Origin of the sequence: Microbacterium sp. NPDC077184 (assembly GCF_040687055.1) — a bacterium.
Taxonomy (GTDB): domain Bacteria; phylum Actinomycetota; class Actinomycetes; order Actinomycetales; family Microbacteriaceae; genus Microbacterium.
Genome location: NZ_JBFBMM010000001.1, coordinates 481,128 through 502,558, shown reverse-complemented (window position 1 = coordinate 502,558; position 21,431 = coordinate 481,128). Strand labels below are relative to the sequence as shown.

At 71.7% G+C, this 21,431-nt stretch carries 22 protein-coding genes; 9 read left to right on the top strand and 13 right to left on the bottom strand.

What is annotated here, in order from left to right; genetic code table 11:
- Nucleotides 1-71: 71 nt before the first annotated feature.
- Together AB0O93_RS02335 and AB0O93_RS02330 are read left to right on the top strand one after the other, a co-directional pair.
- Nucleotides 72-767, top strand: a complete 696-nt coding sequence (locus AB0O93_RS02335; protein ID WP_363340120.1) for a hypothetical protein — start codon at nucleotides 72-74, stop codon at nucleotides 765-767.
- Nucleotides 768-878: 111 nt separating this feature from the next.
- A complete protein-coding gene (locus AB0O93_RS02330; protein WP_363340118.1) occupies nucleotides 879-2,111 on the top strand; it encodes an NAD(P)/FAD-dependent oxidoreductase in 1,233 nt (410 codons plus the stop codon).
- A gap of 23 nt (nucleotides 2,112-2,134) precedes the next feature.
- Here AB0O93_RS02330 and AB0O93_RS02325 read toward each other — a convergent pair whose 3' ends face one another.
- Nucleotides 2,135-3,025: a transglutaminase family protein gene (locus AB0O93_RS02325; RefSeq protein WP_363340116.1), complete on the bottom strand. Its 891-nt coding sequence runs from the start codon at nucleotides 3,023-3,025 to the stop codon at nucleotides 2,135-2,137.
- The gene (locus tag AB0O93_RS02320; protein WP_363340114.1) at nucleotides 3,022-5,562 is read right to left on the bottom strand and encodes a circularly permuted type 2 ATP-grasp protein; all 2,541 of its coding nucleotides are present in this window, start codon (nucleotides 5,560-5,562) and stop codon (nucleotides 3,022-3,024) included. The genes AB0O93_RS02325 and AB0O93_RS02320 overlap by 4 nt, the downstream gene beginning before the upstream one ends.
- Before the next feature lie 268 nt (nucleotides 5,563-5,830).
- Between AB0O93_RS02320 and AB0O93_RS02315 the strand changes: the two genes are divergently transcribed.
- The 5 genes from AB0O93_RS02315 (at nucleotide 5,831) to AB0O93_RS02295 (ending at nucleotide 9,963) form a co-directional block, all read left to right on the top strand.
- Complete coding sequence (locus tag AB0O93_RS02315; protein WP_363340112.1) at nucleotides 5,831-6,289, top strand: hypothetical protein; 459 nt, start codon at nucleotides 5,831-5,833, stop codon at nucleotides 6,287-6,289.
- A 71-nt stretch (nucleotides 6,290-6,360) separates the two neighbouring features.
- On the top strand, nucleotides 6,361-8,157 hold the full coding sequence (locus AB0O93_RS02310; RefSeq protein WP_363340110.1) for a TIGR03767 family metallophosphoesterase: 1,797 nt from the start codon (nucleotides 6,361-6,363) through the stop codon (nucleotides 8,155-8,157).
- Nucleotides 8,158-8,171: 14 nt separating this feature from the next.
- A complete protein-coding gene (locus AB0O93_RS02305; RefSeq protein ID WP_363340108.1) occupies nucleotides 8,172-8,516 on the top strand; it encodes a hypothetical protein in 345 nt (114 codons plus the stop codon).
- Entirely contained in the window at nucleotides 8,513-9,106 is a 594-nt protein-coding gene (locus AB0O93_RS02300) for a hypothetical protein (protein WP_363340106.1), read from the top strand. Before AB0O93_RS02305 ends, AB0O93_RS02300 begins: the two co-directional genes overlap by 4 nt.
- Nucleotides 9,103-9,963, top strand: a complete 861-nt coding sequence (locus AB0O93_RS02295) for a PhzF family phenazine biosynthesis protein (protein ID WP_363340104.1) — start codon at nucleotides 9,103-9,105, stop codon at nucleotides 9,961-9,963. Before AB0O93_RS02300 ends, AB0O93_RS02295 begins: the two co-directional genes overlap by 4 nt.
- A 17-nt stretch (nucleotides 9,964-9,980) precedes the next feature.
- On the opposite strand, the gene AB0O93_RS02290 is transcribed toward AB0O93_RS02295, so the two are convergent.
- The 5 genes from AB0O93_RS02290 to AB0O93_RS02270 form a co-directional block, all read right to left on the bottom strand.
- Complete coding sequence (locus AB0O93_RS02290) at nucleotides 9,981-10,679, bottom strand: hypothetical protein (RefSeq protein ID WP_363340102.1); 699 nt, start codon at nucleotides 10,677-10,679, stop codon at nucleotides 9,981-9,983.
- Between the two features lie 85 nt (nucleotides 10,680-10,764).
- The gene (locus tag AB0O93_RS02285; RefSeq protein ID WP_363340100.1) at nucleotides 10,765-11,487 is read right to left on the bottom strand and encodes a CoA pyrophosphatase; all 723 of its coding nucleotides are present in this window, start codon (nucleotides 11,485-11,487) and stop codon (nucleotides 10,765-10,767) included.
- A gap of 53 nt (nucleotides 11,488-11,540) precedes the next feature.
- On the bottom strand, nucleotides 11,541-13,223 hold the full coding sequence (locus AB0O93_RS02280; protein WP_363340098.1) for an AarF/UbiB family protein: 1,683 nt from the start codon (nucleotides 13,221-13,223) through the stop codon (nucleotides 11,541-11,543).
- 50 nt (nucleotides 13,224-13,273) lie between these two features.
- Nucleotides 13,274-13,843, bottom strand: a complete 570-nt coding sequence (locus tag AB0O93_RS02275; RefSeq protein WP_053548050.1) for a PadR family transcriptional regulator — start codon at nucleotides 13,841-13,843, stop codon at nucleotides 13,274-13,276.
- 106 nt (nucleotides 13,844-13,949) lie between these two features.
- Nucleotides 13,950-14,693: a DsbA family protein gene (locus tag AB0O93_RS02270; RefSeq protein ID WP_363340096.1), complete on the bottom strand. Its 744-nt coding sequence runs from the start codon at nucleotides 14,691-14,693 to the stop codon at nucleotides 13,950-13,952.
- A gap of 212 nt (nucleotides 14,694-14,905) precedes the next feature.
- On the opposite strand from AB0O93_RS02270, the gene msrA reads away from it, so the two are divergent.
- Nucleotides 14,906-15,460 carry a peptide-methionine (S)-S-oxide reductase MsrA gene (msrA, locus tag AB0O93_RS02265; protein ID WP_363340094.1) on the top strand — a complete coding sequence of 185 codons (555 nt, stop codon included), beginning with the start codon at nucleotides 14,906-14,908 and terminating at the stop codon, nucleotides 15,458-15,460.
- A 53-nt stretch (nucleotides 15,461-15,513) separates the two neighbouring features.
- Here msrA and AB0O93_RS02260 read toward each other — a convergent pair whose 3' ends face one another.
- The 3 genes from AB0O93_RS02260 to AB0O93_RS02250 are packed head-to-tail and all read right to left on the bottom strand — an operon-like array spanning nucleotide 15,514 to nucleotide 18,217.
- Entirely contained in the window at nucleotides 15,514-16,017 is a 504-nt protein-coding gene (locus tag AB0O93_RS02260) for a DUF427 domain-containing protein (protein ID WP_363340092.1), read from the bottom strand.
- Between the two features lie 28 nt (nucleotides 16,018-16,045).
- Nucleotides 16,046-17,476: an NAD(P)/FAD-dependent oxidoreductase gene (locus tag AB0O93_RS02255; RefSeq protein ID WP_363340090.1), complete on the bottom strand. Its 1,431-nt coding sequence runs from the start codon at nucleotides 17,474-17,476 to the stop codon at nucleotides 16,046-16,048.
- Nucleotides 17,477-17,485: 9 nt separating this feature from the next.
- Complete coding sequence (locus AB0O93_RS02250; RefSeq protein ID WP_363340088.1) at nucleotides 17,486-18,217, bottom strand: Pr6Pr family membrane protein; 732 nt, start codon at nucleotides 18,215-18,217, stop codon at nucleotides 17,486-17,488.
- A gap of 85 nt (nucleotides 18,218-18,302) precedes the next feature.
- Between AB0O93_RS02250 and AB0O93_RS02245 the strand changes: the two genes are divergently transcribed.
- The gene (locus AB0O93_RS02245; RefSeq protein WP_363340086.1) at nucleotides 18,303-19,346 is read left to right on the top strand and encodes an LLM class flavin-dependent oxidoreductase; all 1,044 of its coding nucleotides are present in this window, start codon (nucleotides 18,303-18,305) and stop codon (nucleotides 19,344-19,346) included.
- A 35-nt stretch (nucleotides 19,347-19,381) separates the two neighbouring features.
- Here AB0O93_RS02245 and AB0O93_RS02240 read toward each other — a convergent pair whose 3' ends face one another.
- From AB0O93_RS02240 to AB0O93_RS02230, 3 genes are read right to left on the bottom strand one after another with little or no spacing between them, the layout of a single operon-like run.
- The gene (locus tag AB0O93_RS02240) at nucleotides 19,382-20,800 is read right to left on the bottom strand and encodes an MBL fold metallo-hydrolase (RefSeq protein WP_363340084.1); all 1,419 of its coding nucleotides are present in this window, start codon (nucleotides 20,798-20,800) and stop codon (nucleotides 19,382-19,384) included.
- Nucleotides 20,801-20,812: 12 nt separating this feature from the next.
- On the bottom strand, nucleotides 20,813-21,181 hold the full coding sequence (locus AB0O93_RS02235; RefSeq protein ID WP_363340082.1) for a thioredoxin domain-containing protein: 369 nt from the start codon (nucleotides 21,179-21,181) through the stop codon (nucleotides 20,813-20,815).
- Between the two features lie 6 nt (nucleotides 21,182-21,187).
- Nucleotides 21,188-21,373, bottom strand: coding sequence for a hypothetical protein (locus AB0O93_RS02230; protein WP_363340080.1), 186 nt, complete (start codon nucleotides 21,371-21,373; stop codon nucleotides 21,188-21,190).
- Between the last annotated feature and the right edge of the window lie 58 nt (nucleotides 21,374-21,431).

Sequence of the window (21,431 nt, the reverse complement as noted above, 5' to 3'; positions counted from 1 at the left end):
GCTAGGGAATGCGATCTGTCGCCGCCGTTTGCGTGCTCATCCTCGCGGGTGGGTTCCTCGCCGGCTGCGCGGTGCTCGGCGGGAAGCCGTCCCCGGTGACGTCGGCGACAAGTCCGTCGGGCGATGTCGTCACGACCGACTGGTCAGATTTCCCTGCTCATGCCGGCGTTGCCGGCGAACCCCTGCTCGAGTATCCCGACCAATCGGAACTGCCCGATCGCGCGCGCGAGATCGTGGCGAGGATCAGCGAGGCTATCGAACGCGAGTCCGGGCTGACACTGACCCCTCTCGAGCCGGAGGCCGAGTGGTTCGACGACACGAACTGGCATCCGCGAGAGAGCAACGGATACGGCGGACAGTCCATGCTGACGACCGTCAACTGCTGCGAGCTGCAGTCGGTGTCAACACCCGATCCGCGCGAATGGCGGGCCGTGCTGGATGCGGCGAGTGACGCCGCCATCGCGGTCGGGCTGGACGGTTTCGTCCTTGATGAGCACACCATCGACTGCAACGGCGACGACGATTGCTGGCTCTGGACAGCCACCGCCACCGACGGCGTGCAGTGGGTGAACCTCGCCGTCCAGGACGGCTCCCGCGACCTCAGCGGCGAAGCATCACGTGATGCCGCGGAGTTCGGTTGGCCGCTAGCCAGCATCGCCATCGGCTACGGCGCCACGGTTGTTGAGTCGGGCCGGCACGACGACTACGTCGAAGCGATGCGGCCGTTCGTCGGTCAGAACCGTCCTCCCGCGACAACGTCCGACTGACTACGGCGCCAGCGCGCCCCGGCGTCCTTCTCACCCTCGGCGGCAGTGTCACCTAGGAGGAGACCCCCGGGTTTCGATCAGCCAAGGGGCGAGGGCTCCTATGCTCGCATCATGCGTGCACACGACGTGGTCGTCATCGGGGCGGGGCTCGCCGGACTGCGTTGCGCGCTCGAGCTCGCCCGCGCCGGCCGCGAGGTCGTCGTGCTCGAGGCCGGCGACACCGTCGGCGGGCGGCAGCGCACCGACGAGGTCGACGGGTTCCTCCTCGACCGCGGGTTCCAGGTGCTCAATCCTGCGTACCCGGCCCTCCGCGGTGTGGTCGACCTCGACGACCTGGATATGCGCTCGTTCCCGGTCGGCGCCCGCGTCCGCCGCACGGACGGTGTCGCGACGCTCGCGCATCCGCTGCGGCATCCGCAGCATCTCGCGGCGACCCTCTCGAGCGGACTTCTCTCGGTGGCGGAGATCACCGCGCTGGTGCGCTGGCTCGCCCCGGCGCGGACGGCGCGCGCCTTCGCGGACGCCGCCGACGACGAGCTCTTCGCGGGATGGGATGCCGCGGGGGTGCGCGGCCCGCTCCGCCGGGAGGTGCTCGAGCCGTTCCTCGCCGGGGTCATCGCCGACGACGACGGACGCACGAGTCAGAACTACGTCCGGCTCCTCCTCCGCCTGTTCGCCCTCGGCCGGCCGGGGCTCCCCGCGGGTGGCATCGCGGCCCTTCCGGCGCAGATCGCCGACACCGCCCGGCGCGCCGGCGCCGACATCCGGCTCTCGCACGCGGTGCGGCGGCTCCGCCGACACCGCGGCGTGTGGGAGCTGCAGGTCGCGGGCGCCGACGTCGTGCGCGCACAGGAGGTCGTCGTCGCCGTCGACCCCGTTGCCATCGAGGCGTTCACCGGGCTCCCCTCCCCGGCCGTGCGCGGGCTGCAGACGTGGTGGTTCGCCGCCGCCGAGGCCCCGGCATCCGCTCTCCTGTCGGTCGACGGCACGCGGTCGGGCCCGCTCGTCAACACGGTCGTGATGTCGCGGACCGCCACCTCGTACTCTCCCCCGGGCCGGCACCTGATCGCCGCGACGAGTCTGTACGGCGCGCGTCCCGCGGCCACCGAGGGTGAGGTGCGCGCCCACCTGCGACACATCTGGGGGCCTGTTGCTGAGGGCTGGGACCTCCTCCGCCGCGACGACATCGCCGCCGCGTTGCCGGCCCTGCCTCCGCCGATGCGACGCACGGCCCCCTCGCGCATCGGCGCCGGGCTGCACGTCGCCGGCGATCACCGCGAGACCCCCTCGATCCAGGGGGCGCTGATGTCCGGGGTCCGGGCCGCGCGCGGCATCCTCGGCTGAGGACGCGCACACGGAACCTCGACTCAGACGACGGCGCTCTCGAGCGGTGCGACGTCGACGGCGACGCGGAGGGTCGAGCGCTTCGCCTCGGTGAAGATGACACCCTTGACCGGCGCGACGTCGCCGTAGTCCCGGCCCCACGCGGTCGTGACATGGCGGTCGCCGACGACCTGGTCGTTCGTGGGGTCGACCGCGAGCCACTCCCCCGACAGCGGCAGCCAGACCGCGAGCCATGCGTGCGAGGCGTCCGCGCCGAAGACGCGCTCCTTGCCGGGCGGGGGCTGCGTGGCGAGGTAGCCGCTGACGTAGCGGGCGGCGAGGCCGTGGCTGCGCAGGCACGCCAGGGCGAGGTGCGCGAAGTCCTGGCACACGCCCGCGCGGGCGGCGAGCACGTCACCGACGGTACTCGTGACGGTCGTGGCCTTCCCGTCGTAGCGGAAGTCGCGGAAGATCCGGTGGGTGAGGTCGACCACGGCGTCGCCGATCGCGCGTCCGGGGAGGAAGGATGCCGCGGCGTACTTCCGCGCCGCCGCCGCGTGCTGCGCCTTCGGCGACTCGACGACGAACTCCGCCGCCGCCCATGCGTCGGGGAGGTCGCGGTGCACCAGCGGGCGCGCCGCCTCCCAGGACTGCGCGAGGGCGGCGGGGTCGTAGGCCGGCGCGAGGACCGTGACCACGCTCTCGGCGTTCACTCCCAGCCGACGGTGCGCCTCGGTCACGTGGTAGTAGGTCGAGAGGTTGCCGTAGCCGTCGACGTCGTCGGTGGTGTCGGCGGGCACGGGCTCGATCTCGACCCCGCGGGAGTGCACCTGCTGCCAAGGTAGCTCGCGCGGGACGACGTGGGCGATGCCGAAGCTGTCGCTGACGTCGGCGTCGTATTCGTACGACGTCCGGTGGATCACGCGGTACCTCACGGTCCCACCCCCACGAGCTCGGTCGTCGACAGGGCCGACAGGGCCTGCGGCTGCGGCCCGGCGGAGAAGTGGAGGAGCGCGATCGCCTCGCTGATCTGATGCAGCTGCGCGCGGGTCTCCGAGAGGAAGCGGTCCAGCTCCTCGCGGCGGTCGCCCTCCACCCGCGCGAGCGCGACGACGTCGGTGGTGGCCAGGGTCTGCTCGAGCTCCTCGATCATCCGCTCCGGGCGCGTCGAGCCGGTGGAGGCCGAGAGGCTGCCGATGTGCTCGCGCACCCGCGCGAAGGCGAAGGCGAGCGAGCGCGGGTTCTCCCCGTCCGCGATGAGGAGCTCGAGCACCCCCGCCTCGGCGAGATCGCCGCGGTAGCGACGGCGGTGGGTGACCGCGCTCTCGGCGGCGAGGAGGACGCCGCCCATGACGGCGCGGTCCACACCCCGGCGGGCCGCGGTCGTGGTGACGGTGGCGTCGAGCAGAACGCACAGCTGCACCGCCCGCTCGAGATAGCGGCCGGCCTCGATCGCGTGCCAACCGTCATCGCGGATCATGCTCGCCGTCACTCCCTGGAGCGACAGGATGCCGGTGAGCATGCGTCCCGCCGACTCCGCGATCTGCCGTGCCCGCGGCGTCGCGCGCAGGCTCGCCGCGGCGCGGTCGGTCACGGCGAACGCGCGCCACGTGTCGCCGGAGAGCTGGTCGCGGACCCCCTCGAGGGCCTCGCGGAGGTGACCGAGCGAGTGGGCGGCACTCCCCGGGCGATCGGCATCCGTCAGCAGCGAGCGGAGCTCGGCGGTCGGGTCGTCGTGGCGGTGTCCGCACAGACGCTGCAGGGCCGCGATGAGGGCCGAGAGCGCCGCCGCCCCATCCCGCGACGATCCGAAGTCGAGCTGCTCGGCGTAGCTCCGGGCGGTGAGGACCAGGCGCACCAGGTCCTCGGCGCGCTCGGAATAGCGGCCGGCCCAGTACATGTCCTCGACCGCGCGAGGCGAGAGCATCGGCGCTGAGCGTCCGACGGGGAGGAAAGAGGGGGCGGCCACGCCCTGGTCGGGATCGTCCTCGGCGGCCTTCAGCACCCAGACGTCCTTCGTCACCGGCGCCTGGGTCGGGTCGCCGCCCACGTGCGTGGCGAGCCCGCCGACGAGCGCGCGGTAGGCGCCGCCGTCGCGCACGGTGAACGCGCGGAGGGTCACGGGGAGCGCCCCGATCGCGGTCTCGATCGCCCCGCTCTCGTCTGGCGCCCATCCCGGCGCGTGCGACAGGGGCAGGCGCTGCTGGCCGACGTAGCGGTACGGGGTCTCGAGGATGCGGCGGCGGAGGTCGGCGGGATCGACGCCGTCGAACTCGCTCGCGCGCCCGTCGATGGTGCGGACGATGACGGAGTCGGGATCCTCGGCGAGGGCGGTGAGGACGGCGTCCCGCCCGTCCTGGTGGCCGCACCACCACGTCGGCACCGACGGCAGGCGCAGCTGCTCGCCGAGGAGCCGCTCGCACAGGACGGGGAGGAAGGGCATGAGGCCCGGGTTCTCGAGCACGCCGGCACCGAGGCCGTTGACCAGGCGCACGGTGCCGCGGCGAACCGCCTCGGTCAGGCCGGCGACTCCGAGGCGGCTCCCGGCGCGCAGCTCCAGCGGATCGCACCAGTCGGCGTCGACGCGGCGGAGGATGACGTCCACCCGCTCGTGCGGCGCGTTGGTCGGGAACCCCGCGGGCTTCATCCACACCGCGCCGCCGCGCACGACGAGGTCTTCCCCCTGCACGAGCGGGAACCCGAGGAGGTTGGCGAGGAAGGCCTGGTCGAAGGCGGTTTCGGAATAGGTTCCGGGGGTCAGGACCACGATGCGGGGGTCGGTGACGCCGGCGGGGGCCGCCTGGAGGAGAGCCGCGCGGACGCTGCCGAAGTAGGGCTCGAGCCGGTGCAGCCCGGCGCCCTGATAGAGCTCGGGGAGGACGCTGGAGAGGACGCGCCGGTTCTCCAGCGCGTAGCCGAGACCCGCGGGGGCCTGCACCCGGTCGGCGAGGACGTGCCACTCCCCCGTCGCGTCGCGTCCGAGATCGGTACCGGTGAGGATCAGGGGGTGGGCATCGGCCGCGGAAGCGCGGGCGAGGGGGCGGGTGAATCCCGCGTGCGCGAAGACCGTCTCGGCCGGGATGAGCCCCTCGCTGAGGGTCCGCTGCGCGCCGTAGAGGTCGCCGAGGAGGGCGCCCAGGAGCTCGGCCCGCTGCGCGAGGCCGACGTCGAGCCGGGCCCAGGTGGCGGCATCCATCACCAGGGGCAGGGGATCCAGTCGCCACGGGACCGAGCCGCGGACGGAGTGCTCGTACCCGACCCCGTCGTCGGCGAGAAGGGTCGCGATCTCGGCGTCGACGCGCGCGAGGTCGAGGGCGGTGAGGTCGGCGGCGGCGGCCATGCCCTTCCACGCCGCGCGGAGGGTGCCGTCGGGGGCGACGACCTCGTCGAACCGCACGCTCGGGCCGGTGTCGGCGCCGAAGGCGAGGGTCGGCTGCGCCTGCGCCGCGGCGTACTCGCGCAGGAGGCTCACGCGCGGCATCCGTTCGAGGGGGCGCGCCGTGCGGTCGTGCGACGCGCGGGGGCGGAACGCGCGAGGGAACCACGCGCGGCAGTGCGCCGGCCGGTCGGGAACTGCGGCATGGGACCACTTTGGCACGCCCTGGGGGTGTCCTCCGACCGACGAACCCGGTTCACTTGTCTCGTGGTGCGGGTGTGCGGATGCCGCACCCGCAAGAGAAGACCGGTGAACCGGGACGCGCGGCGACGGGGTCGGCGCGATCACGACGAGGAGGACCACGATGGGCGAGAAGGACGACGAGAAGAACGCGGACGGAACGTGGAGCGACGCCGAGCGCGCCGCGATGGCGCAGCGCGCGGCGGAGCTGCGCGAGGCGCGGGCGGGCGGCACCGGTTCGGCGAAGAAGAAGCGCGAGGCGCAGGCGTGCGTCGACGCCATCGCCGGGCTGACCGGCCGCGACCGCGCGATCGCCGAGCGGCTTCACGAGATCGTCCGCGACGAGGCCCCGCACCTCGACCCGAAGACCTGGTACGGCTTCCCCTCGTACGCCCGCGACGGCAAGGTCGTCGTCTTCTACCAGCCGGCCTCGAAGTTCGACACGCGATACGGATCGATCGGCTTCAACGAGGAGGCCCTCCTCGACGACGGCGTCTTCTGGCCGACCTCCTTCGCCGTGCTGGAGGTCACCGGCGAGGTGGAGCAGACCCTCCGCGACCTGGTCCGCCGCGCCGCCGGCTGATCCTCTCCCCGCTGGGCGACCGGGTCTGCCATGATGTGTGACATCCTGCTCCGCCTGCCCGAAAGGCGCCGATGGGTTCACTCTCGCGACGTCAGTTCCTCACCCGTGCCGCCGTCCTCGCCGCCGCGCTCGGCGTCGATGTCGACGACCTCGCCCGGGTACTCGCGACCGCCCCAGCCGGCGTCGCCGACATCCCCTCGACGCTGCAGCAGACGATCCTCTACGGCGGCGTGCAGAAAGGCAGCTACCGGCGCCTCGTCGCCGGCCCCGGCGAACCGTACATCCCGCGCCTCGACGTCCTGAAGCGGACCCCGGATGCTGGCCGCACGGCGCGTCGGCGCTCGCTCCTCTATCTCGGCCACCTCTCGGACCTCCACGTCATCGACGCGCAGTCGCCCGGGCGGATCGAGCCGATGATCGTGCAGGACCACTCGGCGTGGGGGTCGGCGTTCCACCCGCACGACCCGCTCAGCCCGCACACCACGGCCGCGATGGTGCAGGCCTTCGCCGACGCCCGGTACAGCCCGCTGACCAGCGCACCGATGGGGGCCGCGGTCGTCACCGGCGACAGCGCCGACATGCACTCGCACCTCGAGCTGCGCTGGTACATCGACCTCATGGACGGCGTCGCGGTCGACCCGGCATCCTCGGGGCGCGAGTATCAGGGCGTGCAGGCGTGGGCGGATGCCGAGTGGGCGTACCGCCCGGGCGACCCCACCGGCGGCGCGTTCGGCGATTACGGCTTCCCGACGCTTCCGACGCTCCTCGCCGACGCGATCGCCGCGCCCGTCCGCTCCCCTGGGCTACCGGCGCCGTGGTACGCCGTGTACGGCAACCACGACACGCTCCTCCTCGGCACGTTCGAGCTCAGCCCGTCGCTCCACGCCCTCGCCGTGGGCGGCCAGAAGGCGTACACGCTGGCCGCGACGGCATCCTCTTTCCTCGGCGGGTGGGGTGCGAGCACGAGCGCGATCCAGCAGGCGGTGGATGCCGCGGGTCTCGCCTTCGGTCGTCCCGGGTTCCGGGCGGTCACGGCGAACCCCGAGCGCCGCATCTTCGAGACCCGGGAGTTCATGGCGGAGCACTTCGTCACCGAGCCCGAACCCGGCCCGGTCGGCCACGGCTTCACGCGCGACAACCTCCGCACCGGCGAGACGTGGTGGAAGGCCGACCTCAGCCCGCATGTGCGCGCGCTCGGACTCGACACGTGCAACGCCGTGGCGGGTCCGGACGGGGCGCTCCCCGACGTGCAGTTCCAGTGGCTCCGCGACGAGCTCGCGCGCGCCGAGGCCGAGCAGAAGCTCGTCGTGGTCCTCAGCCATCACAACAGCCTCACGATGGAGAACACCGCGCAGCGACCCGGTCAGGACGAGATCCTCCGCCATGGCCAGGAGGTCATCGACCTGCTGCTGGAGTTCCCGGTCGCCGTCGCATGGCTCAACGGGCATACGCACCTGAACCAGATCCTCGCCCACCCCCGCCCCCCGGGTGCCGGCGACCGCGGCGGGTTCTGGGAGATCACGACCGCCTCCTGCATCGACTTCCCGCACCAGCAGCAGGTGATCGAGATCGTCGACAACCGCGACGGCACCCTGTCGCTGTTCACCACGGTGCTCGACCACGCCTCCCCGGCGACGCCGGGCTCGTCCGGCAGCACGGCCGATCTCGCCTCCCAGGCGCGGGAGCTCGCCGCCAACGCCTGGGCGGAGACGCCGATCATGCGCCGCGGGTCCCCGCTCGACCGGAACACCGAACTGCTCCTCCCCGCCCCCTTCGACCTGGAGACGATCACGGATGCCGCCCTCGAGGCCCAGCGCATGACCGAGCGTTCCCGCATCCTCGCCCACGAGCGGAGGGCGGCCTCGTGACCTGGGGTGTGCGGATGCGCCGCGTCACCGTCGCTCTGGGTGCGGCATCCGTCGCGCTCGCGCTCGGCGGATGCTCGCAGGTCGCCGCGATCGCGCCGGTCGGCGGCGACCGATTGGCCGAGGTGCGATACGCCGCGAACGACGTGCTGCTCGAAGAGGGGATCGAGATCCTCACGGCGCCCGTCTGCACGAGCCCGGACGAGATCGCGGTGACGTGCGAGGGCGAGACGATGGACGGCGATCCCATCCGGGTGGAGTCGACCGCCGACGCGCAGGACGACGTCGTCGTCACCGTCGGCGATCGCACTCTTTACGACGGGTCGCTCCTCGCCGTGCTCGATCGGGGGTCCAGCGGATGAGCACGCGGTCCCTCGGCGGGGTGGTCCTCGGTGTGGCCGTCGTCCTCGGCGCGCTCGCGCAGGGCTTCAGCGCCGCACCCGGTCTCGGCCGGATGCCGTTCCCGGCCTTTATCGCCGTCGCCGCGGCATCCGCTCTGGTCCTCGCGCTGCAGCTCGCCGCGACCGCGTGGGCGGCGCGGCGGATCGTCGCCCTGGACGCCCGCGCGCACGCCGGACTCGCCCTCGCCTGGGCCGCGGTGCTCGTGCTCATCGGGGCGGTTCTTTCGGCACTGTTCGCCCCGGCGGGGCTGCTCGCCGCGATCGCCGCGACCTTCGTCCTGCCGGCGGCCGCCGCCGGGCGCGCGGGGGCGCTCACGGGCTTCGGCGTCGTGCGGCGGCGTCCGTGGCGCGCGCTGCTGCTGATGCTCGGCGTGGTCGTCCTGGGCGGGGTGAGCCTCGTCGTCTCGATCGCCACCGGGCTGTTCCTCACGGGGGTCGTCGGCGGCATCGTGGCGTGGCTGTGGTTCGGTATCGTCATCGCTTGGCTGCTCCTCTGGGGCACGCGCCTCGCTGTGCGCGCGTCCGCGACCCTGCCTACGCTGGCGGGATGAGCGAGCCCCGAGTCCTCCGCTACGCCGCGTTCGCGTCGTCCCCCGACGGCGGCAACCCCGCAGGGGTCGTCCTCGACGCGCGCGGGCTCTCCCCCGAGACGATGCAGCGCATCGCGGCCGAGGTCGACGATGCCGAGACCGCGGTCGTCACCGGGACGACGGATGCGGGAGCCCGCGCGATCCGGTACTTCTCGCCGATCGCGGAGGTGCCCTTCTGCGGCCACGCGACCATCGCGACCGCCGTGGCGCTCGCCGAGCACGGCGATGCGCTCGGTCCGCTTCCGACGACGATTCGCTTTTCCACGCCGGTCGGCGAGATCCCGATCACGGTGACGCACGAGCCCGACGGTCTGCGCGCAGCCTTCACGAGCAGGGCGCCGGTGGTCACGCCGCTCCCCCAGGCGGACCTCGACGCGATCCTCGACCTGATCGGCCTCGCGGCCGACGATCTGGATGCCGACCTCCCGCCGCGGATCGCCGACGCCGGCAACCCGCATCCGCTCCTCGTGATCGCCGATCGCGAGGTCTTCGACCGGTTCACGTTCGACCCGGTCGCAGCGCGCACCCTGATGGATGCGCGCGGGTGGCCGGCGACGATCACCGTCGTGCACCGGGTCGGCGACGCCGCGTTCTCCGCGCGGAACATCTTCCCGGTCGGCCGCATCACCGAGGACCCCGCCACGGGCTCCGCCGCCGCAGCCCTGGGCGGCTACCTGCGGGAGCTCGGCGCCGTGCCCGTCCCGTCCCGGGTCGAGGTTCACCAGGGCGCACACGTCGGCCGCCCCGGGCTCCTCAGCGTCGACATCCCCGCATCCGGGGGAATCATCGTCTCCGGCACCGCCGTCCCGATCCCCTGAACCTCTCGCCGCACTCCCTACCTCCGGGAGATGTAGACGCCGGTCGCGTCGCTCAACCACTCGAGCGCGAACGAGCCGCGCGGAAGCGAGTACTTCACGGTCGTGGTCGTCGCGCGCTCGACGCCGACCTTCACCGTCGCTGAGACACCGGCCTCCTTCGCCTCGAACCCGAGGGTGAAGGTGGAGCCGCGCGCAGTCTCGACGGCGTCGGTGTCGGTGAGCACGCCGTCGGCGTCGTTGTCGATCGTCTGCGAGGTCGATCCCGCCGTGGAAAGTCGCGACGTGTCCACGCGCACGTCGTAGCGGCCGTCCGGCGGAATGCCGGGTGTCACGACCGTGATCGTCCCACCGGGTCGATCCGGATCCGCGAAAATCTGCCACGCGACGGGCACCTCGATGAACCGGGTCTTCGTCTCCCCCGGCTTCAACTCCAGCTGCGTCGACCGCTTCACCGTGATCTTGGCGGTCCGCCCCGCTCCGGCACTGAAGATCTTCAGCTCGAACCCCGACGACGACGTGGCGCTGCTCTCGCGAGTCAGAGTCACCGCAGCCCCCTTCACCGCCGGGAGGCTGCCACTCAGCAGCGGCACGCGGACCACGCTCTCACCGCTCGCGATCGCCTCCGCGGCGTACGAATCGACCTCGTCCGCCGGTCCGGATTCCGACCCGGTGTCTTCGAACTCCACCTCGACGTAGTCGACCGCGTCGTCGCCCATGACCGCTCCCCTCGACACCCGCAGGTTAGCGGCGGCACCCGTCCGCACGGAACCCCTCCGCACGGACGCGCTCGGCCGGACGCGCTCAGCCGGACGCGTCGGGCCGAAGCACCAGCGGCAGCTCGCGCTGGTCGTCCCAGGGCTCGGTCCAGCCCAGCCGGTCGAAGAGGGCGTCGAGCAGCATGCCGGTGAATCCCCACACGAGGCGCTCGCGTCCGGCACCGGGCAGCAGGAATGCAGGTCCCCGCCACTCCTGGCCGTCGCGCCGGATCACGGTGACCCCGCGATGCGCCGGGTCCAGCAGGTCGGCGACCGGTGCGCGGAAGACCTCCGCCGACTCCGCCTCGTCCATCACGCCCACGGGCGACGGATGCCGCCACCACGCCAGCACCGGCGTCACGACGTGCCGCGAGTAGGCCAACGGCACCGGCGGCAGAGCGCCGAGCACCTCCACCCCGGCGACGTCGAGGCCGGTCTCCTCGCGCGCCTCGCGGAGAGCGGCGGCGACCGGGCCGTCGTCTCCGGCATCCTGTCGTCCGCCGGGGAAGGCGATCTGCCCGGGGTGCGAGCGCAGCGTCTCGGCCCGCGACAGCAGCAGCACATCGAGGTCGCGCGAGACGGCGGCGTCGGCTGCCGCGTGATCGCTCATCACGGCGTCGAGCACTCCGAACAGCATCAGCACGGATGCCGGTCGCGGATCCGGCACCGACGGGAGGTCGACCAGCGCCGCGTCGAGCGACCCGCCTCTCGCACCGGCGGCCAGCGCCGCCAGCTCGGCCCGCGCGGGCGAAAGCGATTCGGACGGCATCCGCTCAGCGTACGCCGCACCACTCATGCCGACCGCCCCGCGCCGCACACCGCTCACTCGAGGCCGCGGCTGCGCGCCGCAAGCCCCGCGAACGTCGCGTGCAGGAGCGGCGGCACGGAAGCGAGCACGATGATCGTGCCCCACACCACGTCGTCCGCGCGGAGGACGAGGCCCCCGATGAACAGGCCCACGAAGACGACCGCCGACACCACGCGACGGACGGCCCGCTCGACGGCGCCGACGCGACGGTCGAGCCGCGGCGTCTCGAACGACAACCGACCCTCCTGCGCCCGGTCGACGAGGTCGTCGATACGGCGAGGCAGTCGCGCGGCGATCCGCACCGAAGTCACCGCATCCTGCGCGAAGCCCTGCACGACGTTGCCGCGCTCTTCGCGCAGCAGCTGCGCGGCGTACGGCTCGACGGAATCCCAGATGTTGAAGTCGGGGTCCAGCGCACTGCACATCCCCGATACGAGCGAGAGCGCGCGGATGATGAGGAGGAAGTTCTCCGGCAGCTGGAACGGCAGCGACCGCACCACCTCGCCGAACTCGATCGCGAAGCGTCGGAGCTCCCGTTCGTCGACCTCGGCGAGCTCGGACACGCCCATCCCGCCGAAGCGCGCGAACAGGGTGCTCATGGCCCGTTCGAGCTCGGCGGTCTCCGCCGACGGCAACAACACGCCCACGTCGCGGATGCTGTCGACCAGACCGCGCCCGTCGCGCGAGGCCACCGCGATCAGGAGGCGTCGGAGCCCGCGCCGCAGCGTCGGGGGCACCTGGCCCATCATCCCGAAGTCGATGAAGGTGAGTTCCCATTCGCCGTCGGCGAGGGGGGTGACGAAGATGTTGCCGGGGTGTGGATCGGCGTGGAAGAACCCGTTGCCGAAGAGCTGGTCGAACATGACCGCGGCGAAGCGCTCGGCGACCTCGGTCGGGTCGATTCCGGCGGCGCGGAGCCCGTCGAGGTCGTTGATCTTGATCGCCGTGACGTCCTGCAGGGTCAGCACGCGGCGCGTCGAGCGCTCCCACGCCACCTCGGGAAGTCCGACGCGGGCGTCGCCGGCGAACATCTCGCCGAAGCGCTCCCCGTTCTGCGCCTCGTGGAGGTAGTCGATCTCCTCCTCGCTCGTGACGGCGAACTCCTCGACGATCGTCGGCAGGTCGACGTGATCCGACACGAACCGGACGCGGTCGAGCCATCCGGCGACCTTCCGGAGCGCCGCGAGATCGACCGCGACGATCTGCTCGATCCCGGGACGCTGAACCTTCACCACGACCGCGTCGAGCCCGGTCTGCGCCGCATCCTCCGGCGCGAGTCGCGCCCGATACGCCTGACCGAGGGATGCCGCGGCCACGGGGTTCGGGTCGAACGCGGCGTACGCGCGCTCGAGGCTGACGCCGAGCTCGGCTTCGGCGAGTGCGCGGATCTGCGCGAACGGCACCGGGGGCACCTCGTCCTGCAGCCCTTCGAGCTCCTTGGTGATCTCCGGCGGGAGCACGTCCAGGCGGGAGGACATGAACTGCCCGACCTTGATCATGAGCCCGCCGAGATCGACGGCGAGACCGTGGAAGCGACGCGCGATCCGCTGCATGCGACGCGCACGGGTGCGCGTGGCGATCGCGGAGAGACCGAAGCGCGGCAGGAACAGCTCGTACCACCACGACTGCACCATGTAGCGCAGCGCGAACCGCAGGATGCGGCGGTAGCGGGCGCGCATGTCGGCGGCGTCGGGCATCAGGCCTCCCTGATCCCGACGCGGGCGCCCGGGCGCCGGCGGCACCCGGCTCAGTCCTGAGCGAGGATCGAATAGAGCTTACGGCGCGCGTCCTCCAGGACGGCGACGGCCTCCGCCTGCTGGGCGGCGGTACCCGATCGGCCGACCTGCGCGGCGGCCTGGGCGAGCTCGAGGCCGGCCTTGGGGAGGGCGGTGAGGTCCTTGCGCTCGCGCGAACCCGACTCCCACGGCGCGGAGCGGTCGGCCGACTCGGCCTCGAGCCGACCGGCATCCGTCAGCGCATAGGTCTTGCGTCCGCCGGACTCCTCGGCGACGACGAGTCCCTCATCGGTGAGGAGCTGCAGGGTCGGGTAGACCGAACCGGCGCTCGGCTTCCACGACCCGTGGCTGCGCTCCTCGATCTCGCGGATGATCTGGTAGCCGTGCATCGGGGCTTCGGCGAGCAGGGCGAGCACGGCCGCGCGGACATCGCCGCGACCCATGCGCGACGAACCGCCGCCGACACGCTGCTCGAAGGCCGAGCGGAGCTGGTCCATCGCCTCCCAGAGCTGACCTCCGGGCTGCATCGGACCGAATCCGCGCGAACCACCGAATCCTGCACCCATGAACGAATCACTCATGACGACCTCCTGGCGTGAGACGGATGCCGAACGACACCCCGACGACACATAACGATATATCGCTGAGTTGTCGTGGGGGCGGTTCCCCCGGACTCGGAGGGAACGCTCAGCCGGCGTTCTGGGCGACGAGGTCCCGCAGCTGCGTCGCGTCCACCCGACCGATGTCCTCGCCGTTGATCCGCACCGTGGGGGTGGAGGTGATGCCGGCGTCGCGGGCCGCGCCGGCGTTCTGCGCGACCCAGTCGCCGTATCGGGCCTGCCCGATGCACTCGAGGGCCCCCTCGTCGGTGACCCCGGCGGTCTCCAGGTATGACTCCAGCTGCTCGGCCGAGTACTCGTCCTCGGCGTTCTCGCGGATGGCGAAGAGGGTCGCGTGGACGGTGAAGAACACGTCCGGCTGCTCGGTAGCCACACACGCCGCGGCGCTTCCGGCGACCGCGCTGTAGTCCGAGATGAAGTCCAGCAGGTGGTACTCCACTGCGAGCGAGCCGGCGCCCACCAGCTCCTGCACCGTGGGTCCGATCTGGGTCTCGTACTCGCGACAGTGCCCGCAGGCGAAGTCCTCCCAGATCGCCATCGTGGTGGCCGCCTCGGGCGCACCGACGCGGATGCGGTCACCGCTGACCTCCACGACCACCGATGCATCGCCGATCTCGGCGGAGGCCGTGGCCTCGGGGGTGGCGGCGATGACGTCTCCGGCCTCACCGAAGGCGAAGAAGACGCCGACGAGGAACCCGGCGACGAGCACCGTCGACCCCGTCGCCACCGCGACGTTCCGCAGCGCCTGCCGCCTCTTGCGTTTCGCCACGGCGGCCGGATCCGCCGCGGTACGGGTGTTCTGCGCCGTCATCGTCGAAGTGCCCCCAGGTCTCGCTCCGCACGCGCTCCCCCAGCCCGTGTCCTCGCACGCTACCCGACCGACGCGCGAGTCTCCACCACGCGAACTCACACCGCACGTCCAGCTTCGCGGGACCAAATGGCCGGCATCCGTCGTTGACCCTGACAGCGCCCACCGACCGTGGCACGCGAGAGAATCGACCGAGAGAGAAGAAGGAGAATCCGATGACCAGCGGACCCACCGACACCGGAGAGATCACCCGCACCCCCGGCACCGAGACGGCGGTCCTCGCCGGAGGCTGCTTCTGGGGCATGGAAGACCTCATCCGCCGCCAGCCCGGCGTCCTCGACACCCGCGTCGGTTACACCGGCGGCGAGAACGACCACGCCACCTACCGACGCCACCCCGGCCACGCCGAGGCCGTGGAGATCGTGTTCGACCCCACGAAGACGACGTATCGCGACATCCTTGCGTTCTTCTTCCAGATCCACGACCCGTCGACCCTGAACCGCCAGGGCAACGACATCGGATCGAGCTACCGCTCTGCGATCTTCCCGCTGGACGCCGAGCAGGAGCGCGTCGCGCGCGAGACGATCGCCGACGTGGACGCGTCGGGCCTGTGGCCCGGAAAGGCCGTCACCACGATCGAGGAGGCCGGCCCCTTCTGGGAGGCCGAGCCCGAGCACCAGGATTACCTGATCACCTACCCGAACGGGTACACGTGCCACTTCCCGCGCGCCGGGTGGGTGCTTCCGAAGCGCTCGGAGGCCACGGCCTGACGCCCGCCGCCTGACGCTCGCGCGTCACCAGCAGAACCGCCGACCCGGCATCCTCACCACCCGAGGCTGCCGGGTCCGCCTTTGAACGGGCCGCGGATGCCGGGGGTGACCCACCCGCCGTAGAAGCCGCCGGGCTGGGGCTCGACCTCGTCGCCGTTCAGGGTGCACCGGTCCATCGGGGCGGCGTAGACCGCGACGCGACCGAGGAGCTTGCGGAACCCGGGGGTCGGGTCGGGGTAGCACCACGCGACGCGCTCGCGCGTGACACCCCCGCCGCCGTGCACGTCGAAGTAGCGGGCCGCGCCCTTGAACTCGCAGAAGGACGATCCCGCGGCCGGGGTCAGCGCTCCCGGCACGAAGTCGGCCTCGGGCAGATAGTAGGTCGGCGGGTGGCTCGTCTCCAGCACGCGCACCACGTCGTCGGTCGCGAGAATCACCTCGCCGCCGAGCTCGATCGTGACGCGCCCGTCGACGCGCTCCAAGCGCGGAGGACGGGGGTAGTCCCACACGGACTCCTCACCGGGGCCGACGGGATCGGGAACCGGATGCCTGCTCATGCATCGAGGCTAGAGCGCCCCGACCGGGTCAGGCCTCGGGGCGGCCGAATTGCTCGAGGAGGCGCAGCCACACCTCGCTGACCGTCGGGTACGCCGGGACCGCATGCCACAGGCGGTCGATCGGCACCTCGCCGACCACCGCGATGGTCGCGGCCTGCAACAGCTCGGCGACATCGGGACCCACGAAGGTCGCCCCCACGAGGACGTTCCGTTGCGTGTCCACGATCGCGCGTGCGGCCCCCGAGTACGCGTCGGAGTGCGCGGAGGCGCCCGCGACCCACGACAGGTCGTAATCGAGGACGCGGATGCCGAGGCCGGCGTCACGGGCGGCCTGCTCGGTCAGACCGACGGAGGCGACCTCGGGTTCGGTGAAGGTCACCTGCGGGACCGCGTCATGGTCGGCGGTGGCGACGTGCGCACCCCACGGCGCGTCGTCGACCGGGGTGCCGTTCGCGCGCGCGGCGATGACGTCGCCGGCGGCCCGCGCCTGGTACTTGCCCTGGTGGGTGAGGAGCGCGCGGTGGTTGACGTCGCCGACGGCGTAGAGCCACTCCGAACCGGGAACGCGCATCGTGTCGTCGACCTCGATCCATTCCCCCGAGGCGAGCCCGACGGTCTCGAGTCCGAGGTCTCCGGTGTTCGGCGTGCGACCGGTCGCCACGAGGACCTCCGCTGCCCGCACCTCGTCGCCGCCCTCGAGCGTCACCGTGACCTCGCCGCCGTCGGCGCGCGAGACCTTCACCGGAGTCGCGCCCAGGCGGGCATCGACGCCGGCGTCGCGGAGCCCGTCGGCGACGGCATCCGAGGCGAAGGGTTCGACCTTCCCGAGAAGGCGCGAGCGGGAGAGCACGGTGACGGCGCTCCCGAGCGCGGCGAACACCGTCGCCATCTCGCACGCGACGACGCCGCCACCGATGACGACGAGAGAGGCGGGGACCTCCTGCGCGGCGGTGGCCTCGCGTGAGGTCCACGGGGCGGCCTCCGCGAGGCCGGGAATGTCGGGGATCGCCGCGGAGGTGCCGGTGCAGACGGCCACGGCGTGCCGGGCGTGGAGGGTCGCGACGACCTCGCCCGCGGCATCCGTCACCTCGACCTGCTTGTCGCCGGTGAGCCGCCCGTGTCCGCGCACGAGGTCGATCCCGGCACCCTGCAGCCACTCGACCTGCCCGCTGTCGTCGAACTCGTGGACCGCGTGGTCGCGCCGACGGAGGACCGCCGCGACGTCGAGGTCGCCGGTGACCGCCTGCTTCGCACCGTCGACGTCGCGCGCTCCGCGGAGGGCGGCGATCGGACGCAGAAGGGCCTTCGACGGGGTGCACGCCCAGTACGAGCACTCGCCACCGACGAGTTCGGACTCGACGATGACGGCCGAGAGACCCCCGGCGACGGCGCGGTCGGCGACGTTCTCCCCGACGGGTCCGGCGCCGATGACGATCAGGTCGTATGCGGAGGTGTCCATGCGCACACGCTAGACCTGCGCGTGCACCGGAGCGACCTCTTGCGTTCGTCGCGCGGCGAGGGTACCGAGCCCGCGATCGATCGCCACCAGGACGAACCCGAAGGCCTCGAGCACCACGACGAGGGCGAGGATCCACAGAGCGACGCCGCCGACGCCGAGCGCTCCGACATCCATGAAGGGATAGGGGTGATTCACTCCGGGCTCGAACTCGCCCCCGAGCGCACCGTAGGTGAAGGCGAACGCGAGATAGGCCAACGGGAACACCGCCCAGAAGAGCGGGTCGAGCCACCGCATCCGCCCCTTGGTGCGCAGCAGCAGCCACTCGCCGACGATCAGCAGCGGCGAGATGACGTGCACGAGCGAGTCGGTGAGCGTGTAGGCCTCGTACGCGGGGTCCTGGGTCAGGCTCGGCACGAGCACGACGGTGTAGACGAGCATCGTCACCACGAGCGCCATCATCACCGCGCCCTGGATGCGCGGGAGCGGCTCGGTCGTGCCGCGCACGCCGTGGCGGATCAGGTCACGGATCGTCGCGATGACGAGGACCAGCATCCAGACCATCGCGGCGACGTTGCTCAGCGCCGTGAAGTACAGCAGGGTCTTCCAGCTCGGGTCGGCAGTGAAGAGATCGAGCAGGCGGATGACGCCGGTGGCGATCAGGCCGAGCGCGACCAGTCGATACGCGAGGGCCACCGGGCGCAGGGTGATCGCGGTGGAGCGGGGGTGCGTCGGTGAGGCCACTCGCCGATGGTACGCAGTGCAGCGGCGTCTACGGCTACTTCTCATTCACGGGAATGGATGCCGGTGGCGTCGCGTTCGAACCACCATGCAGCGATTCGGCACCCTCTCGTTCGGCCACTACGGCCCGCTCGGCGGCGGACGCATCCTCACCGCCGGCGACTCCATGCTCCAGGCCATCGATCTCGCCCAGGGGATGGATGACCTCGGGGTCGACGGCGCGTACTTCCGCGTCCACCACTTCGCGCGGCAGCAGGCGGCGCCCATGCCGCTCCTGTCGGCCATCGCCGCCCGCACCGAGCGCATCGAGGTCGGCACGGGCGTCATCGACATGCGGTACGAGAACCCGCTGTACCTCGCGGAGGAGGCGGCAGCCGTCGACCTGATCTCCGGCGGGCGACTCGCGCTCGGTGTGAGCCGCGGGTCACCCGAGACGGTCGTCCGCGGCTACGAGACCTTCGGCTACACCGGATCGACGGACCCCCGCGGCGCCGACCTCGCCCGCGAGCACATGGACCTGTTCCTCCGCGCGATCGACGGCGAGGGTCTCGCCGAGCGCGACCCCGCGAGCCCGTTCAGCCGCGGCGCGACCGGGATGCAGCGCATCGAGCCGCACTCCCCCGGTCTCCGCTCGCGCGTGTGGTGGGGTGCCGGCAACCGCGACTCCGCCGAATGGGCGGGCCGCACCGGTGTGAACCTCATGTCGTCGACGCTGCTGACCTCCGCCGACGGCCGACCGTTCGACATCCTGCAGGCCGAGCAGATCGACGCGTTCCGCGCCGCGTGGCGCGAGGCGGGCCACGCGGGCGACCCCCGCGTGTCGGTGAGCCGATCCATCATCCCGATCACGACCGCCGAGGAGCACATGTACTTCGGCGGCCGCCAGGACGGCGACCAGATCGGCATGATCGACGGGATGACCTCGACGTTCGGCAAGTCCTATGCCGCCGAGCCCGACGTCCTCGTCGAGCAGCTGCTGCAGGATGCCGCGATCGCCTCCGCCGACACCCTGATGATCACCATCCCGAGCCAGCTGGGCGTGGAGTTCAACCTGCGGATCGTCGAGTCGTTCGCGAAGTACGTCGCGCCGGCGCTCGGCTGGGTCGGGACACGGGCGGGCGCCCAGGCCTAACCTCCTCGGGCAGCACGACGAGGGCTCGTGGAGGTTCAGGCGGCGTTCACTGCTGGTTGCGTGGTCGTTGCGGCGAGCCAGGCGCGGTAGCTGCCTTCGATCTCGATGACATCGTGACCGGCGCGGCGCAGGGCGCTGGCGACGACGCTGTTGCGGACACCGCTCTGGCAGTAGGTGAGGATGGCGCCCGAGGCCGGGAGCTCTTCGGTGTGCCAGAGAGCGCGACCGCCGGCGAGCTGCGTGGCACCGGGGATGTGTCCCGCGTTGTACTCGGTGCGGTTGCGCACATCGAGGAGGAGGGCGTGCTCCGTCTGATCGATATCCGTGGGGGCGATGGTCTTCGGCTGCACGAGTCGCAGTCCGTCGAGGGTTGCGGTGAAGCCGTGGACGGCGTCGATCCCCACCCGCAGCAGGTGATCGCGGAACCGCCCGGCCGCCTCGGTCGAGTCAGCCAGAACGACGATCGGGCGCGTCTCCGTTTCAGGGTCGTAGACCCAGGCGGCGTAACTGGCGGCTTTCCCTTCGCCGGGGACGTTGAGCGCGCCGGGCACGGTGCCCTGGTGCACCTGCGAGTGGTGGCGGGTGTCGAGGAGGATGACGCTGTTCTCGTCCAGCGCGGCGGACAATTCCGAGGCGTCGATCTGCGGCAGGGGTGCGAGCTCGCCCAGCAGAGCGGGTCCGGTGCGGTTCTGCCGCTTCATCCGGGCGAAGTATGCGTGCGCGTCAGGCTGGTCGCCCAGGAGCGCGTCGATGAAACCCTGCTCGTCGCCGGCGGCCACGTACGGTGCCCACCAGGCGAAGCGACGCTCGTATCCGACCGTCGAGGTGGGGACAGCGCCGAGGGCCTTGCCGCATGCCGAGCCGGACCCGTGCGCGGGGAGGACCTGCACATAGTCCGGGAGGGTGAGGAAGCGGTCGCGGAGGCTGGCGAACAGATCGCGCGCACCCTGGAAGCGGGTGTCGACGCCGCCGGCGGCTTCATCGAGGAGGTCGGGACGACCGATGTCGCCGACGAAGACGAAGTCGCCGCTGAGGAAGTAGCCCGGATCGGAGGCGGCGGCTCCATCGGTGACGAGGAATGAGAGGTGCTCCGGAGTGTGGCCGGGGGTGTGCACCGCCTCGAGAGCGATGTTGCCGAGGGTGATGCGCTCACCGTGCAGCATCCGGATGGCGTCATCGAATCCGGGACCGTACTGCCAATCGGGCCCGCCCTCGGCGGAGACGTACATCGTCGCGCCCGTCCGGGCGGCGAGTTCGCGGGTGCCGGAGAGGTAGTCGGCGTGGATGTGAGTCTCGGTCACGGCGGTGATGGTCATACCGTGCCTCGCGGCGAGGTCGAGGTAGACCTGCACGTCGCGGCGGGGATCGACCACGATCGCTTCACCGGTGCGCTGGCAGCCGATCAGGTAGCTGGCGTGCGCGAGATCGTCGTCGTACAAGCGTTCGAGGAGCATGCGGGTCTGCTTTCAGGCTTTCGTCTCGGCGGCGGCGATCTGACGGCGGACATCATCCATGTCCAGCTCGCGCGCCTTGGTGATCAGCAGTTCGAGCTGCGGGGCGGGCAGAGCGCCGGGCTGCTTGTAGACCAGCACGCCATCGCGGATCACCATCAGCGTCGGGATCGAGGCGATGCGGTGGGCCGAGGACAACTCCGCTTCGGCTTCGGTGTCCACCTTCGCGAACACGATGTCGGAATGCGTGTCCGACGCAGCCTCGAAAACCGGGGCGAACGATCGACACGGGCCGCACCAGGCCGCCCAGAAGTCGACGAGGACGATCCCGTCTCCCTGGACTGTCGCGCCGAAGGTTTCGCTCGAGAGATCAATGGTCGCCATCGTCGATCACCGCCCGAACAGACGCGAGAAGAACCCGCTCTGCGTCGCCTGCGCCGCCTGAACGTCACCGCGTGTGTGGTTGCCGTTGCACCACTGCGACGCGGGCACCGACGCGCGTACGGAGGACACGTGCTGGCCGCAGCCCGCCCAGGTCGTCTTCCCGCAGGTTCGGCACTTGGTGGCTCGACACATCTTCTCTCCCTTTCCGGCGATACCCAAGGGGGTATTTCTGAACTCCGGCACCCACTAT